Consider the following 16,127-nt stretch of genomic DNA (forward strand, 5'->3'; position numbering starts at 1 on the left):
CCGCGCCCTCCGGCCTCACGACCGCTCGGCGGCCAAGGTGAAGTACGCCTCCTCCTCCTGCGCGAAGTGCAGGGTGAGTACCGCGTCGAGCCCGTAGAGCACGGCACGCAGGTCGTCCACCTGGTCCGGCAGAATGCCTTCGGGCGTCTCCGCCAGGTGGCGACCGAGCCGCCGGGCCAACCGCTGGATCTCGGCGTGGCCCCTGCTCATCGTGAGCGTTCCCTCCTCGGTGCCGAGCACCTCGGCCAGCGCCGGGTACAACTCGGTCTCCTCGGCCGCCTCATGCGGCAGCAGCCGCTCGGTGAGCACCTCGTAAGCCCTGCGAACGGCGACGTCGGCCCGCGGCCCCGCGCCGTCCGACAGGGCGTCCGCTGCTTGACGCACCGCCGCCCTCGCGGGCTCCAACTCCTCGTGCTCGGCGGCGAACCGTCGCAGCAGCGCGTCGGCCTCGTCGTGCCGCCCGCCACGCTGGGGCATCCGCAGCGAACGCAACGCATTGGCGATCACGGCGATGTCGATGCCCTCCTGCACGACCGCGCCAAGCACGGGGATCAGCCAGCCGCCCGCGGCGGCCAGCATCGCCAGCAGCGACAGCACGGTGCCCGCACCGGCGCTTTGCACCGCGAGCCTTCGGGAGCGGCGCGCTATCTCCACCGCGTCAGCCAGCCGGTCGATACGGTCGTCCACGATCACGGCGTCGGCCGCCTGCACCGCCGCCGTGGAGCCGCGCGAGCCCAGCGCGATCCCGACGTCGGCCGCGGCCAGCGCGGGGGCGTCGTTCACGCCGTCACCAACCATGATCGTCGTGCCGAGCTCGCGCTGCGCACGCACCCGTTCGATCTTGTCCGAGGGGCTGGCCTGAGCCTGCACCTCGTCCAGCCCGAGCATCCCGGCCACCTCCCGCGCGTTGTCCACCCGGTCGCCGGTGAGCAGCAGGACATGCTCCACCCCGACCGCGCGTAGTCGGCGCATGGTGCGCGCCGCGTCGAACCGGATCCGGTCGCGCACCAGCAGCGCGCAGGCCAGCTCGTCGTCGACCTCGACCCACACCACGCTGGCCAGATCGAGCCTGCCCCTTCGCGCGGCGGCCCTTGCCCATGCGGGAAGCGCCCGGTCGGCGGCGAGCCTGCCGAGGCGCACCTGCCTGCCGCCCACCGTGCCGACCGCGCCCCTGCCGGGTTCCTCGCTGACGCCGTCGGCCGACGCGGGCTCGACTCCCGCGCGCCGCACCGCGCGTAGCACCGCCTCGGCGAGCACGTGCGGGGAGTACTGCTCGACCGCGCCCGCCAACCGCAGCACCTCGTCGGTGCCGAAGCCAGGACCGCAGATGATGTCGGTGACCTCCGGCCTGCCCGCGGTCACGGTGCCGGTCTTGTCCATCACCAGCGACTTGGCGTGCCCGAGCAACTCCAGCGCGGCCCCGCCCTTGACCACGACACCTGACCGCGAAGTGCGCGACATCCCGCCGGTCACCGCGATGGGAACGGCAAGCAGCAGCGGGCACGGTGTGGCGGTGACCAGCACGGCCACCGCGCGCACCGGGTCCGCGCTGGCCGCCCACGCGGCACCGGCGATCAGCAACGCCAGCGGAAGGAACCACACGGCCACGCGGTCGGCGAGCCGCGCAACGGGCGCCGTGCCCGCGGCGGCCTGCTCGGCCAGTCGCACCACGCCCGCGTAGGTGCTCGCCTCCGCGGTGGCCACCGCCTCGATGTCCACAGCGGCGCCGGTGTTCACCACGCCACTGCGGACGGTGTCACCGGCCTGGCGAACCACCGGGGCGGACTCCCCTGTCAGCGCCGACTCGTCGAACACCCCTTCCGTCAGCGCGGTCCCGTCGACGGGCACGACCTCGCCGGGCAGCACCACGACGCGGTCACCCGCCCGCACCCGCTCCACCGGCACCGTCTCGACCTGTCCGCCGCGGCGCAGGTGCGCGTCGTGCGGTGCCCGTTCCAGCAACGCCGACAGGTCCCTGCCCGCACGGCGGCCCGCGGAGGCCTCGAGCAGCCTGCCGGTGGCCACCATCAGCGCCACCACGGCACCCGCGAGGTACTCCCCCGTCGCGAGTGTGCTGGCCAGCGCGAGCACCGCCAGCAGATCCGCACCGTAGCGGCGGTTACGCAACTCCTGGACGACCCACCAGGTCGCGGGCAGCAACGCGACACCGGTCCCGGCCGCCCACAGCGCGTCGGCGACCACTTCCGCGTCGAGCAGCCAACCGACGCCACCGCAGGCCAGCAGCAGCGCGACCGCCGCGAGTAACAGGGACTCCGGGGACAGGATGCGCCTCACCCGTCGCAACCTAGGAACCGCGCTCGCGTCGCCGGAAGGGCTGATGGTCGGCTCGCCCTGGGGACCTTCGACACTTCCGAACCCGGCCGCCGAATGATCACATCCTGCACGAGGTTGTCCGCGCCGATACGGTCGAATCCGGCCGGACACGAGCAGCGGCAGGCGAGGCGACTCGCCGGAAGGGGGGTCACCACGGTGACCGCTGGAACGAACAGAGGCGCGGACAGGGCAGGGCTCGACAACGAACTTGTCGACGCGCTGGTGCGCACCCGCCGGTTCTTCACCAAAGGTGAGGTATCCGCCGACCTACGCACGCTGCACCACATCGGGGGCAGGCAGGCCGACGAGTTCTACCGCGACCGCTGGAGTCACGACAAGGTCGTGCGTTCGACGCACGGCGTCAACTGCACGGGTTCGTGCTCCTGGAAGGTCTACGTCAAGGACGGCATCATCACCTGGGAGGCCCAGCAGACCGACTACCCGTCGGTGGGGCCGGACCGCCCGGAGTACGAGCCTCGCGGCTGCCCGCGCGGTGCCGCGTTCTCCTGGTACACCTACTCTCCGACCCGCGTGCGATACCCGTACGTGCGCGGCGTGCTGCTCGACATGTACCGCGACGCCAAGCGCGAGCTCGGTGACCCCGTGCTGGCCTGGGAAAGCATCGTGGAGGACCCCGAGCGCGCGCGCAGGTACAAGTCGGCGAGGGGCCGTGGCGGGCTGGTCAGGGCCGGCTGGGAGGAGGCGGCCGAACTGGTTGCCGCCGCGCATGTGCACACCATCAAGCGGTACGGGCCCGACCGGGTCGCGGGGTTCTCCCCGATCCCGGCCATGTCGATGGTCTCGCACGCCTCCGGCGCCCGGTTCGTCTCGCTGATCGGCGGATCGATGCTGTCGTTCTACGACTGGTACGCCGATCTTCCCGTCGCCTCCCCGCAGGTGTTCGGTGACCAGACCGACGTGCCGGAGTCCGGCGACTGGTGGGACGCCGCCTACCTGATCATGTGGGGCTCCAACGTCCCGGTCACTCGCACCCCCGACGCGCACTGGATGGCCGAGGCGCGGTATCGGGGGCAGAAGGTGGTCGCGGTCTCCCCCGACTACGCCGACAACGTCAAGTTCGCCGACGACTGGCTGGCCCCTCGGCCCGGCACCGACGGAGCGCTGGCGATGGCCATGGGGCACGTGGTGCTGCGCGAGTTCTTCGTGGAAAGGCAGGTGCCCTACTTCACCGACTACGTCAAGCGCTACACCGATCTGCCGTTCCTGGTCCGGCTGGAACCGCACGGCGAGCGCCACGTGCCAGGCAAGTTCCTCACCGAGGCCGACCTCGGCCGCGACAGCGAGCACTCCGAGTTCAAGACCGTGCTGCTGGACGCCCGCACCGGCGAGCCGGTGGTGCCCAACGGGTCGCTTGGTTTCCGGTTCGGCGAGCAGGGTGCCGGCCGGTGGAATCTGGACCTCGGCGAGGTGGATCCGCTGCTGTCGGCGGAGGGTGGTGAGCCGGTGCGGGTGGAACTGGCCCGCTTCGACGGCGCCGACGGCGCGGGCGGCACGCTGGTGCGGGGCGTGCCCGCGCGCCGCGTCGGCGGGCACCTCGTCACCACCGTGTTCGACCTGTTGCTGGCGCAGTACGGCGTCGCGAGGCCGGAGCTTCCCGGCGAATGGCCCACCGGATACGACGACGCGGCCAGCCCCTGCACACCGGCGTGGCAGGAAGTGATCACCGGGGTGCCCGCGCGCGCCGCCGAGCGCATCGGCAGGGAGTTCGCCACCAACGCCGAGGAGTCCAGGGGCCGTTCCATGATCATCATGGGTGCGGGGACCAACCACTGGTTCCACTCCGACACCATCTACCGCGCGTTCCTCGCGCTGACCACGCTCACCGGCTGCCAGGGGGTGAACGGCGGCGGCTGGGCGCACTACGTCGGGCAGGAGAAGTGCCGCCCGTTCACCGGGTGGTCGCAGCTGGCGTTCGGACTCGACTGGGCGCGTCCGCCCCGCCAGATGATCCAGACCGCCTACTGGTACCTGCACACCGACCAGTTCCGCTACGACCAGTTCGGCGCCGACACCTTCGCCGCGCGCGCGGGCGAGGGCGATCTGGCGGGGCGGACCACCGCGGACGTGCTCGCCAAGGCCGCGCGGATGGGTTGGATGCCCAGCTACCCGACGTTCGACCGCAATCCGCTGGAGCTGGCCGACGAGGCGAGGCAGGCCGGGGTTCCCGCCGCCGAGCACGTGGTTTCCGAACTGCGCGCGGGGCGGCTGCGGTTCGCCTGCGAGGACCCGGACTCGCCGCGCAACTTCCCCAGGGTGCTCAGCGTGTGGCGCGCCAATCTGCTCGGCTCCTCGGGCAAGGGCAACGAGTACTTCCTCAAGCACCTGCTCGGGGCCGACTCATCGCTGCGCGCCGAGCAGACCCCGGCCGGCGCTAGACCGAAGGACGTGGTGTGGCATGACGAAGCACCCGAGGGCAAGCTGGACCTGCTGCTGACGCTGGACTTCCGGATGACGAGCACCACGGTGTTCTCCGACGTCGTGCTCCCCTCGGCGACCTGGTACGAGAAGCACGACCTGAACACCACCGACATGCATCCGTTCGTGCACTCGTTCAACCCGGCGATCGCGCCGCCATGGCAGACCCGCACCGACTGGGCGGCGTTCCAGACCATCGCGACCACGTTCAGCAAGCTCGCCGCCGACCACCTCGGCACCCGCGAGGACGTCGTGGCCACGCCGCTGCTGCACGACACACCCGACGAGCTGGCCACCCCGCACGGGTCGGTGCGCGACTGGAAGGCGGGCGAGTGCGAGCCGGTTCCTGGGCGCACCATGCCGAGGATCACCGTGGTGGAACGCGACTACACGGCGGTCGGCGCCAAGATGAAGGCGCTCGGGCCGCTACTCGATTCGCTCGGCGCCACCACCAAGGGCATCACCTACGGCCTCCAGCAGGAGGTGGACTACCTCAGGCACGCCTGCGGCACGGTGCGCGGCGGCCCGGCCGACGGCAGGCCGTCGATCGCGCGTGACGTGCACGCGTGCGAAGCGATCCTGGCGCTTTCGGGCACCACGAACGGCCATCTCGCCACGCAGGGGTTCACCACCCTCGAAGCGCGTACCGGCACCCGGCTGGCCGACCTCGCCGCCGAGCACGAGGGCAAGCGCATCACCTTCGCCGACACGCAGTCGGCGCCGGTGCCGGTGATCACCTCGCCGGAATGGTCGGGCTCGGAGTCCGGTGGCAGGCGCTACTCCCCGTTCACCATCAACGTGGAGCGGCTCAAGCCATGGCACACACTCACCGGCAGGCAGCACTTCTTCCTCGACCACGACTGGATGGCCGAACTCGGCGAGTGCCTTCCGGTGTTCCGGCCGCCGCTGGACATGACCGCGCTGTTCGCCGAACCCGCCGTCGGCGAGACCGGCGAGCTCGGCCTCGCCGTTCGCTACCTCACCCCGCACAGCAAGTGGTCCATCCACTCCGAGTACCAGGACAACCTTTTCATGCTGAGCCTCTCCCGAGGCGGACCCACCATCTGGATGTCCAAAGAGGACGCCGTGAAGATCGACGTTTCCGACAACGACTGGATCGAGGCGGTGAACCGTAACGGTGTCGTGGTCGCCAGGGCGGTCGTGTCGCACCGGATGCCGGAGGGCACCGTCTACATGCACCACGCGCAGGAGCGGCTGATCGACGTGCCACGCGCGGAGACCTCCGGCAAGCGAGGTGGAATCCACAACTCGCTCACCCGGCTGCTCATCAAGCCGAGCCACCTGATCGGCGGGTACGCGCAGCTTTCGTTCGCGTTCAACTACCTCGGCCCCACCGGGAACCAGCGCGACGAAGTGACCGTGATCCGCCGCCGTAGCCAGGAGGTGCGGTTCTGATGCGCGTGATGGCACAGATGGCGATGGTGATGAACCTCGACAAGTGCATCGGCTGCCACACCTGCTCGGTGACGTGCAAGCAGGCGTGGACCAACCGCTCCGGTGTGGAGTACGTCTGGTTCAACAACGTGGAGACCCGGCCGGGGCAAGGCTACCCACGCACCTACGAGAACCAGCAACGCTGGCTCGGCGGGTGGAAGCTCAACCGCAGGGGCAGGCTGGCGCTGAAGGCGGGCGGGCGGCTGCGCAAGCTACTCACCATCTTCAGCAACCCGAAACTGCCCAGCATCGACGACTACTACGAGCCCTGGACCTACGACTACGACAACCTCACCAGCGCGCCGCTGCAGGAACACACCCCCGTGGCCAAGCCGAGGTCGCTCATCACCGGTGAGGAGACCACCATCACCTGGTCGGCCAACTGGGACGACAACCTGGGTGGCGCGCCCGACATCGGTCACCAGGACCCGTTGCGCAAGGACATCGCCGACAAGGTCCGCTTCGAGTTCGAGCAGACCTTCATGTTCTACCTGCCACGGATCTGCGAGCACTGCCTCAATCCCTCGTGCGCGGCGTCGTGCCCTTCCGGGGCGATCTACAAGCGCACCGAGGACGGCATCGTGCTGGTGGACCAGGACCGCTGCCGGGGCTGGCGGATGTGCGTGACGGGCTGCCCCTACAAGAAGGTGTACTTCAACCACCGCACCGGCAAGGCCGAGAAGTGCACGTTCTGCTTTCCCAGGATCGAGGTGGGGCTGCCGACGGTGTGCGCGGAGACGTGTGTGGGGCGGCTGCGCTACATCGGTCTTGTGCTCTACGACGCCGACCGCGTCACCGAGGCCGCGGCCACACCCGACGAGCAGCGGCTTTACCAGGCGCAGCGCGACATCCTGCTCGACCCGAACGATCCGGCGGTGATCGCGCAGGCCGAGCGTGACGGCATCCCCTTCGACTGGGTGGAGGCCGCGCAGCGCTCCCCCGTCTACAGCCTCATCAACACCTACGAGGTGGCGCTGCCGCTGCATCCGGAGTACCGCACCATGCCGATGGTCTGGTACATCCCGCCGCTTTCGCCCGTCGTGGATGTCGTGCGCGACACCGGACACGACGCCGAGGACCCCGACAACCTGTTCGCGGCGATCGAGGCGCTGCGCATTCCCGTGGAGTACCTGGCGCAGCTGTTCACCGCGGGAGACGTCGAGCCGGTCAACGCGGTGCTGCGTCGCCTCGCGGCCATGCGTTCCTACATGCGCGACATCAACCTCGGCCGCGAACCCAGGGAGGAAATCGCCTCGGCCGTCGGGATGACGGGCGAGCAGGTCTACGACATGTACCGGCTGCTCGCACTGGCGAAGTACGACGAGCGCTACGTCATCCCGCCCGCGCACGCGGAGCAGGCGCACGGCCTCGAGGAGCTGGCCACCGAGTGCAGCCTCGACTACGAAGGTGGTCCCGGTATGGGTGGCTCCGGGCCGTTCGGGGAGTCCTCCGGCGGGCCGTCCCCGATCGCGGTGGAGAACTTCCGGATGCTGCGCGACCGGCAGACCGTCGACACCCCGGCGACGCCTGTCGACAAGGGCAGCAGGGTCAACCTGCTCAACTGGGACGGGAAGGGGCGCCCGGAGGGGCTGTTCCCGCCGCAGGAACGAGAACGGCCAGGCGGCGGCGACCCGGCAGGCGAGACGGAGCCCAAGCCATGAGAATCGGTCGACGCCAGGACACGCGCCAGGGCGAAGCACCGCGCATCACCGATCGCGAGCGGGCGGCGGCGTGGCAGGCGCAGTCGCTGCTGCTGAACTACCCCGACGAGCGACTGCTGGAGCATCGCGGGCTGCTGCGCGCGGCGGCAACGGCGCTGCCCGACGCGCTCGGCGGGCCGCTGGCCGGCTTCCTCGACCATGTCGACACCACGCCGCTCACCGAGTTGGCCGCCGACTACGTGGCCACCTTCGACCACAGGAAGCGGTTCAGCCCCTACCTCACCTACTTCGCCTACGGCGACACCCGCAAGCGGGGCATGGCGCTGTTGCGATTCACGCACGCATACCGTGCCGCGGGACAGCGGCTCGACGACGGCGAACTACCCGACCACCTCGCCGTGGTGCTGGAGTTCGCCGCGACCGTCGACGCCCGTACCGGGCAACGGCTGCTCACCGAGCACCGTGCCGGGGTGGAGCTGATCCGTCGCGGACTGCACGAGGCAGGCTCGCCGTGGGCGGGCGTGCTGGACTCCGTTCGCGCGACGCTGCCACCGCTGGGCAGGCGCGAGCACGAGGCGGTGGCCAGGCTCGTCGCGCAGGGACCGCCGGAGGAGGAAGTCGGCCTCGAACCCTACGCGACGGCTACCGATCAGGGAGTGGACCAGTGAATCTATCCGGGCTCGACATCCTGCTGTGGGCGGTTGTGCCCTATGTGGCCATCGCGGTGTTCGTGGTCGGCCACATCTGGCGCTACCGCTACGACAAGTTCGGCTGGACGACGCGGTCGTCGCAGCTGTACGAGAACCGGTTGCTGCGACTGGGCAGTCCGCTGTTCCACTTCGGCATCCTCATCGTCGCGGTGGGACACGTGGCGGGTCTGCTGATCCCCAAGTCGTGGACACACGCCGTGGGCATCAGCGAGTCCGCCTACCACTTCCTCGCGGTCGCGCTCGGGGTGGTCGCCGGGTTCTGCACGCTCACCGGGGCCGCGATCCTGGTCTACCGTCGCCGCACCGTCGGGCCGGTGTTCTCCGCGACCACCCGCAACGACAAGATCATGTACGTGCTGCTGGTGGGTACGATCGTGCTGGGGCTCGGCACCACCGTTCTCGGCAACCTCACCGCGGACCCGCATGACTACCGCGAGACTGTCTCGCCGTGGTTCCGGTCCATCTTCTACTTCCAGCCACAGCCGGAACTGATGCTGCAAGCCACGCTCGGATTCCAGCTGCACGCGCTGGCCGCGTGGGCGCTGTTCGCGTTCTGGCCGTTCAGCAGGCTGGTGCACGTGTTCTCGATGCCGCTGGGCTACCTGACCCGGCCCTACATCGTCTACCGCAGCCGAGAGTCGCGGCTGGGCACCCGCACTCCCCGGCGGGGGTGGGAGCGCGTGCCGTAGCGGGGAACTCGCGGGCAGGAGCGGGGGACTCGCGGAAATCAATCAGTGATTGACTCGGGTGCGCCGGTGAGGTGTACTGCTTGCCATGCTGAACACCTCAACGGGGCAGTCGGCGCGCGATCGCCTGCTGACCGTGGCAGAGCGGCTGTTCCTTGAGTCCGGGTACGACAAGGTGTCCGTGCGGGCCATCAACACGGCGGCCGGGATGAACCCGGCCGCCGTCCACTACCACTTCGGCTCCAAGGACGCGCTGGTCGCGGCGCTGCTGGAGAGCCGGATGGCGCCGGTGTGGCAGGACCGGCTCAGTGACCTGCTCGACCGCCGCAACCAGGGCTGGACACCGGCGGTCGGCGAGTTGGTAGACGTCGTGCTCACCCCGCTCGCCGACCTGACCTCCGACCCGATCGGCAGGCTGCACGTACAGTTGCTCGCGCGGTTCGTGCTTGGCCGCAGCGAGATGGAATGGACCTCGCGCTGGTTCAGCCTGCAGCCGTGGGTGGCGCTGCTTCGCGCCGCGAGGCCCGACCTGTCCGGCAAGGAAGCCGCGCGCCGCTGGATTCTGGCGTTCGACCTGATCCTGCAGTCCTTCGGAGCTCCGCTGACCACCGCGGGGACCTCGGGTACCGCCCACGTGCGCACGGTGCGTGCCTTCGTCACCGCCGGATTGGACGCACCGTGACCGCCCCCGACGTTTTCTCGCCCGGACAGCTCGGCCCGGTGCGGCTGCGCAACCGCATCATCAAGTCCGCCACGTTCGAAGGTGCCACTCCACGCGGTGTGGTCACCGACGAACTGGTCGACTTCCACGTCCGCCACGCCGAGGGCGGGGTCGGCATGACGACGGTCGCCTACTGCGCCGTCGCGCCCGAGGGCCGCACCGACCGCCACCAGATCCTCATGACCGCCGACGCCGTCCCGAGCCTGCGCGGGCTCACCGATGCCGTTCACGCCACCGGCGCGGCGATCAGCGCCCAGCTCGGCCACGCCGGCCCGGTGGCCAACGCGGTGTCCAACCGGCTGCCCGCGCTCGCCCCGTGGCGAAGGCTGAGCCCGCTGAGCCTGCGGCTCACCAGAACCGCGAGCAAGACCGACATAGAACGGATCGTGCGAGCCCACGCCGAAGCCGCCGTGCGGGCCGCCGAGGCCGGATTCGACGCCGTGGAACTCCACTTCGGACACAACTACCTCATCAGCTCGTTCCTCAGCCCGAAACTGAACCGGCGCGACGACGAGTTCGGGGGCGCGCTGCGTAACAGGGCACGGCCCGCTCTCGAGGTCGCGCGCGCGGTACGAGCCGCGGTGGGCGACCGGATCGCCGTCACCGCCAAGCTCAACATGGACGACGGCGTGCCGGGTGGGTTCTGGCTGGACGAGAGCATCGAGGTCGCGCGGTGGCTGGAAGGCGACGGCAGCCTGGACGCGCTCGTGCTAACGGCGGGAAGCTCGCTGCTCAACCCGATGTACCTGTTCACGGGCGAGGTGCCGCTGCGCGACTTCGCCGCGCAGTTCCCCACGCCGCAGCGGTTGGGTATCCGGCTGGCGGGCAGGGCGTTCCTACGGCAATACCCTTATCGGGAGGCATATCTGCTCGACAGGGCGCGGCAGTTCCGCAGGAACCTGCGGATGCCGCTGATCCTGCTCGGCGGTATCACAGAAAAGTCCACGATGGACACCGCGATGGCGGAGGGCTTCTCGTTCGTCGCGATGGCTCGCGCGCTGCTGCGGGAACCGAACCTGCCCCGGCTGATAGAGGCCGATTCTCGTACGAAATCGGCGTGCATTCACTGCAACAAATGCATGCCCACTATTTACGACGGCACCCGCTGCGTACTGGTGCCACGCTGAGGAGGAACAACATCGTGTCCCTGACCGTCGTCACCGGTTCGGCCTCGGGTATCGGAGCGGCCACGCGTGCGGCATTGCTGGAGGAAGGCAAGGAGGTCGTCGGTGTCGATCTGCGCGACGCCGACATCACGGCGGACCTGAGCACGCGGGAGGGCAGGCGCGGCGCGGTCGACGCCGTACTGCAGCGGTGCGGGGGCACGCTCGACGGCCTCGTGCTGTGCGCGGGACTCGGGCCGCACGTGGATGACGCCGAACGTATCGTGGCCGTCAACTACTTCGGCACCATCGCCATGCTGGACGGGCTGTTCCCCGCGCTGCGCAAGGGTGATGACGCCGCCGCCGTGGTGGTGTCGTCGGTCTCCTCCACGCACATCACCTGGGACGACAACCCGCTGGCCTCGGTCATCGAGTCCGGCGACGAGGCGGGTGTCGGACCCGCTCTCGAGGTCGGCGGGGAGTACAAGGGCCAGTTCGCCTACGCCGGGTCGAAGAACGCGCTCACCGTCGCGGTGCGCAGGCGCGTCGCCGAGTGGGGCGCGGCGGGCGTGCGACTCAACACTGTCGCCCCCGGGTCGGTGGAGACCCCGCTGCTGTCGCAGGGCATGGCCGACGCTCGCTACGGCCAGGCCATCCGGGAATTCGTCGCGCCCATTCCCAGGCACGCCAAGCCCGAGGAGGTGGCCACCCTGATCAGCTACCTGCTGAGCCCGAAGGCCGGGTTCGTCCACGGTTCGCAACTGGTGATCGACGGCGGGGTCGACGCGCTGCTGCGGCCGACCCGGTTCTGATCGCGGTCGTGGTGGGCCGGGAAGATTGCCTGGTGCCGGCCCGCGCAATTCGCCGACAATAATCGATCACGAATTTCTCGGCAGCCCTTCGTTGAATTCCTTTCGCATTATCGAACCCGGCACTTCGAGCGTCACCCTTCCCTGTGACCGACCTTCTCGTGCGGCGGTTTTGGTGTAGGGTTTTGCCGTCAGCACAGTGCGAACAGCCCTGTCGATCCGGCGACGCTGTCGAGATGTGCAAGGATCGAAACACGGACACGGAGGGAGCCGTCGTGACCAATCGTGCCCACGATGTCCATGTCGGTGACCGGATCACCTACCTGGCGAGCACGCCCGCCACCTGGCGTGGGCTGTGCAGGCACGGCACGGTCGTGGCCAATCCGATCTCCGATCCCTATACCGCCGTCGTCTGGATTCCCACCCAGCCGGACGAATCCGCAGAGGACACCGAGCCGACATGGGTTCGCCACGACCGGGTCGTGGACGTCGCCTCGGTGGAATAGCACCGATTCGCGGCAGCCGTACTTGTCGCATGCCGTGACGGCAATTCACTTTCGGTCGCGCCGGTCCGGCCGCGCCGAAATGCCCGGGTGCGCGGCCACGCGCGAAACCCCATCGTGGCGGCCGGTCGCTCAATAATCACGTTCCGCGGCGAGGTCCAGCAGCATGGTCCGCCACCTGCCCGTCATTGCCTTCATCGCGGTAAACCCGAACGCGTACCGGTCGATCCGGCAGCTCGCGGTCAACCGGACCGAGGTCTCGTCCGTCTCGGCCCGGTCCACCCCACAACTCGACGGAACCGCTTCGGGCTCGCACGGTCAGCCTCCCGTGCAACAGCCACGTCCCTTCGATCTCCTCCACCCGGGTCGAGGCGAAGGTGATGTGTGGGTGTGCCGCCGTGTCCAGGTAGGTCGGCGAGCGCAGCATCGAGTCCCGTGCCGAGTTGCCCGTGTCCACACTCGCCGCGGCGATCGTCGCGCGAGCCGACGAACCACCCACCGGGTCCGTGACGCGAATCAGGCCGTCCTCGATGCGGAAGCTGCCGCGTACCTTGCCCAGCCCGAACAGGTGGCTGGTGGTGAACGAGCCGGTGGATCGGCCGGGCACTATTCGGTACTCCCCTCCCCGGTGAGCTCGACACCGGTGACCTTCGGAGGCGGTGTGCTCATTGGGCCCAGTTTCTCCGCCGTGGGTACGGTGGCGCATCACCCGCCGGGGTTGCCGTCGGTTCCGTCCTCACCGGCTCCGGCATCGGCCTCGGTCGCCGTGCCGGGCCACGCCGGAGCCGCGTGCAACGCTCAGCCAAGCTTCGCCGACGCCGCACGCAGTACCGAGGACGCGGCGGCGGTGACCGGCTCGCCGTGTCCGAAGCAGGCGACGGTCGAATCGAGCCGCGCGAGCTTGCGCATCGATTCGACGGTGTGCTCCCGATTGAGGTTGAACACTCCCAGCATGACCTCTCCCCCGTGCTCGGCGATCGTGTCGCCGGTGAAGAGCGTCCCGTGCGAAGGCAGGTGCAGCGCGATGCTTCCCTCGGTGTGGCCGGGAACCGACAGCACCCGCGCGCCGCCACCGAAGTCGAGGACCTCACCACCCCGCAGTTCGCGATCCACTTCGGCGGGCGGGCCGGTGAGGTGGCCACCGACCCGCTCGAACAGCGGCCGTTCCCAGTCCTGCAGCACCGGGGCAGGCGCGGGGCGCTCCCCGCGCACGTAGGGTGCGTCCAGCCGGTGCGCGAGGACCGGCGCGGCGCACCACTGCCGGATCTCGGCGAGCGAACCGGCGTGGTCGCCGTGGAAGTGCGTGAGCACGATCCGGTCAACGGTCGCACCGCGTGGCGCCAGTTCGGTCACGGCCCGCCGAATCGGCGAGCCGTGACCAGGCGGACCGGCATCGATCAGTGTCAGGCCGTCGTCGTCGCGCCACAGGTACGCCTGGCCGATGTCGAACCGCAGCAGGTACAGCCGAGCCGCGACCTCGATGATCTCCATGGTCGCAGCGTAGGCGGCCGAGACAGGCCGGTGGCGCGAATCCGCTTACGGCGTAACCCCGTTCAGGCCGGGGTCACCTCAGCCATCCGAGCCCATCCGTCACCGGGTACCTCGACGTTCACGATCCGAGGGGTCCGCGCGACCACGTTCGGCAGCCATGCCATCGCGGCCTTGAAATGGGCGGACTCGACGTGTTCCTTGCCCGCATCGGCCGAGGCGAACGCCTCGAGCAGCACGAACTCGTTGGGGTCGGCCACAGCACGCGACCACTCGAAGAACAGGTTGCCCGGCTCCGCGCGCGTGGCCAGGGTGAACTCCTCGATCCGGTCCAGGAAACTGTCGGCGTACTCGCCTCGGACGGTGAACTTGACGACGATGAAGATCACGCCTGCCTCCCAGGGCCAGGGTCTGACGTTGCGGTGGTGGGTCACTGGTAGGTCGTGGTCCGGGACCCGCGACGTACCCGGACCACGACCAGCTCACGGTTGGCGCCGGTTCAGCCGACGGACGGCCCGAGCCCCAGCGACTGCGGGGTGCTCGCGTCCGGGGACGGCTGTCGCAGCCCTTCGTCGAGCGGGCCGAATTCCGTCATCAGCGCCGGGCTGCCGCCCCACGGTGTCTGTTCCTCGGCCACGAGGGTGTTGGTTGTCAGCAGCAACCCGGCCACCGAGGCACCGTTCTGCAACGCCGACCGCACCACCCGCAGCGGGTCGATGATGCCAAGCGCCACCATGTCGCCGTAGCGGCCCCGCAACGCGTCGAACCCGTCGTCGGCGCCCTGCCGTGCCACGTGCGCGGTCACCTCGTCGGCGTCGTAGCCCGCGTTGGCGGCGATGAGATACACCGGGTCGCTGAGGGTGCGCCGGACGATGTCCACGCCGGTGGCGTAGTCGTCGTCGACGTCGAGGTCGTCCAGTGCGGGGGCGGCGTGCAGCAACGCCGCGCCACCGCCCGCGACGATTCCTTCGGCCATTGCCGCCCTGGTGGCCGACAGCGCGTCCTCGACCCGGTGTTGCAGCTCCTTCAGCTCCGAGGGGGTGTGCGCCCCCACCCTGATCAACGCGACCCTGCCTGACAGCGCGCCGATCCGCTCGGTGAGCACGTCCTCGTCGGCGCCGAACGTCGCGCGTTCCAGCTCAGCCCGCAGCTGGGCCAGCCGGAAGTCCACCTGGTCGGCGGTGGCACCCCCGATGATGTTGGTGCGCTCGGCGGTGACCCGCACCTGCCTTGCGCGGCCGAGGTGCTCGGTCCCCATCGTCTCCAGTGTCAGCCCCGAGTGCCTGCTGTAGACGGAGCCACCGGTGAGCGCGGCGATGTCCTCCAGCTTGTGCAGCCTTCGATCACCGAACCCGGGCGCACGCACGGCGACGCACTGGAACACCCCGTTCACGTGGTTGTGCACCAGCATGCTCAGCGCGGTGCCCTCGAGGTTCTCCGCGATGATCAGCAGCGGCCGGGGTGCCTTCATGATCTTGTCGAGCAGTGGCATCAACTGCTGGACCTTCGTGATCTTCTCGCTGCACAGCAGTATGTAGGGGTCGTCGAGGACGGCCTCAAGGCTGCCTGGATCGGTGACCATGTAGGGCGAGAGGTAGCCGTTGTCGATCTCGAAACCCTCCACGAACTGCACGCTCATCCCCGGCTCCGGGGACTCGTCCACCGTGACCACGCCGGAATCGCCGACGGTGTGCAGTGCCTTGGCGATGACGGAACCCACGGCGTCGTCGTCGTTGGCCGAGATCGCCGCCACCCGGGCGAAGTCCTGCTCGGTCTGCACCGGGTGCGCGACCGACCGCAGGTGCTCCACGAGCCGGTTCACGGCGAGATCGATGCCGCGCCGGATCAGAACGGGGTTGCCGCCCTTCGCGATGGCGGCCATGCCCTCCCTGATGATCCCGTGCGCGAGCACGGTCGCGGTGGTGGTGCCGTCGCCGACGACGTCATTGGTCTTGATCGCGGCTTCCTTGACCAGCTGGGCACCCATGTTCTCGAACTGGTCCTTGAGGTGGATCTCCCGTGCGATCGTCACGCCGTCGTTGGTGACGACGGGCGAGCCGGTGATCTGCTCGAGGATGACGTTGCGTCCCTTGGGCCCCAGGGTCGACTTGACCGACTCGGCCAGCTTGTCGACACCCGACAGCAGCAGGTCGCGCGCCGTGGGGCCGAACCGCAGTTCCTTCGCCATTTACGTCACTGCCCTTCTGTGCGAACGAAAGCC

At 69.5% G+C, this 16,127-nt stretch carries 13 protein-coding genes; 8 read left to right on the forward strand and 5 right to left on the reverse strand.

The window, feature by feature from the left end; all coding sequences use genetic code 11:
- Positions 1 to 15: 15 nt before the first annotated feature.
- Positions 16 to 2,295: a heavy metal translocating P-type ATPase gene (locus tag FHU38_RS13760; protein WP_313886766.1), complete on the reverse strand. Its 2,280-nt coding sequence runs from the start codon at positions 2,293 to 2,295 to the stop codon at positions 16 to 18.
- A gap of 195 nt (positions 2,296 to 2,490) precedes the next feature.
- On the opposite strand from FHU38_RS13760, the gene FHU38_RS13765 reads away from it, so the two are divergent.
- From FHU38_RS13765 to FHU38_RS13800, 8 genes are all read left to right on the forward strand, one after another.
- The gene (locus FHU38_RS13765; RefSeq protein WP_167171166.1) at positions 2,491 to 6,186 is read left to right on the forward strand and encodes a nitrate reductase subunit alpha; all 3,696 of its coding nucleotides are present in this window, start codon (positions 2,491 to 2,493) and stop codon (positions 6,184 to 6,186) included.
- A complete protein-coding gene (gene narH / locus FHU38_RS13770) occupies positions 6,186 to 7,886 on the forward strand; it encodes a nitrate reductase subunit beta (RefSeq protein WP_167171169.1) in 1,701 nt (566 codons plus the stop codon). Before FHU38_RS13765 ends, narH begins: the two co-directional genes overlap by 1 nt.
- Positions 7,883 to 8,554 (forward strand): nitrate reductase molybdenum cofactor assembly chaperone, encoded by a 672-nt coding sequence (gene narJ, locus FHU38_RS13775; RefSeq protein ID WP_167171172.1) that lies wholly within the window; start codon positions 7,883 to 7,885, stop codon positions 8,552 to 8,554. Before narH ends, narJ begins: the two co-directional genes overlap by 4 nt.
- Entirely contained in the window at positions 8,551 to 9,285 is a 735-nt protein-coding gene (gene narI / locus FHU38_RS13780; RefSeq protein ID WP_167171175.1) for a respiratory nitrate reductase subunit gamma, read from the forward strand. Before narJ ends, narI begins: the two co-directional genes overlap by 4 nt.
- Before the next feature lie 85 nt (positions 9,286 to 9,370).
- The gene (locus FHU38_RS13785) at positions 9,371 to 9,964 is read left to right on the forward strand and encodes a TetR/AcrR family transcriptional regulator (protein WP_167171177.1); all 594 of its coding nucleotides are present in this window, start codon (positions 9,371 to 9,373) and stop codon (positions 9,962 to 9,964) included.
- Positions 9,961 to 11,130 (forward strand): NADH:flavin oxidoreductase, encoded by a 1,170-nt coding sequence (locus FHU38_RS13790; RefSeq protein ID WP_167171180.1) that lies wholly within the window; start codon positions 9,961 to 9,963, stop codon positions 11,128 to 11,130. The genes FHU38_RS13785 and FHU38_RS13790 overlap by 4 nt, the downstream gene beginning before the upstream one ends.
- A 14-nt stretch (positions 11,131 to 11,144) precedes the next feature.
- The gene (locus FHU38_RS13795) at positions 11,145 to 11,918 is read left to right on the forward strand and encodes an SDR family oxidoreductase (RefSeq protein WP_167171183.1); all 774 of its coding nucleotides are present in this window, start codon (positions 11,145 to 11,147) and stop codon (positions 11,916 to 11,918) included.
- A 272-nt stretch (positions 11,919 to 12,190) separates the two neighbouring features.
- Positions 12,191 to 12,421, forward strand: coding sequence for a hypothetical protein (locus tag FHU38_RS13800; RefSeq protein WP_313886767.1), 231 nt, complete (start codon positions 12,191 to 12,193; stop codon positions 12,419 to 12,421).
- Between the two features lie 136 nt (positions 12,422 to 12,557).
- Here FHU38_RS13800 and FHU38_RS13805 read toward each other — a convergent pair whose 3' ends face one another.
- The 4 genes from FHU38_RS13805 to groL form a co-directional block, all read right to left on the reverse strand.
- Positions 12,558 to 13,025, reverse strand: coding sequence for a YceI family protein (locus tag FHU38_RS13805; protein ID WP_167171190.1), 468 nt, complete (start codon positions 13,023 to 13,025; stop codon positions 12,558 to 12,560).
- 191 nt (positions 13,026 to 13,216) lie between these two features.
- The gene (locus FHU38_RS13810; protein ID WP_167171193.1) at positions 13,217 to 13,909 is read right to left on the reverse strand and encodes an MBL fold metallo-hydrolase; all 693 of its coding nucleotides are present in this window, start codon (positions 13,907 to 13,909) and stop codon (positions 13,217 to 13,219) included.
- Positions 13,910 to 13,971: 62 nt separating this feature from the next.
- Positions 13,972 to 14,295, reverse strand: a complete 324-nt coding sequence (locus tag FHU38_RS13815) for a putative quinol monooxygenase (protein ID WP_167171196.1) — start codon at positions 14,293 to 14,295, stop codon at positions 13,972 to 13,974.
- A gap of 110 nt (positions 14,296 to 14,405) precedes the next feature.
- The gene (groL, locus tag FHU38_RS13820; RefSeq protein WP_167171199.1) at positions 14,406 to 16,094 is read right to left on the reverse strand and encodes a chaperonin GroEL; all 1,689 of its coding nucleotides are present in this window, start codon (positions 16,092 to 16,094) and stop codon (positions 14,406 to 14,408) included.
- Positions 16,095 to 16,127: the final 33 nt, after the last annotated feature.

Origin of the sequence: Saccharomonospora amisosensis, assembly GCF_011761185.1 — a bacterium.
Lineage (GTDB): Bacteria > Actinomycetota > Actinomycetes > Mycobacteriales > Pseudonocardiaceae > Saccharomonospora_A > Saccharomonospora_A amisosensis.

Coding starts and splice junctions, on each gene's coding strand:
- narH (WP_167171169.1), top strand. CDS start 6,186: ATGCGCGTGATGGCACAGATGGCGATGGTGATGAACCTCGACAAGTGC.
- narJ (WP_167171172.1), top strand. CDS start 7,883: ATGAGAATCGGTCGACGCCAGGACACGCGCCAGGGCGAAGCACCGCGC.
- FHU38_RS13810 (WP_167171193.1), bottom strand. CDS start 13,909: ATGGAGATCATCGAGGTCGCGGCTCGGCTGTACCTGCTGCGGTTCGAC.
- groL (WP_167171199.1), bottom strand. CDS start 16,094: ATGGCGAAGGAACTGCGGTTCGGCCCCACGGCGCGCGACCTGCTGCTG.
- FHU38_RS13785 (WP_167171177.1), top strand. CDS start 9,371: ATGCTGAACACCTCAACGGGGCAGTCGGCGCGCGATCGCCTGCTGACC.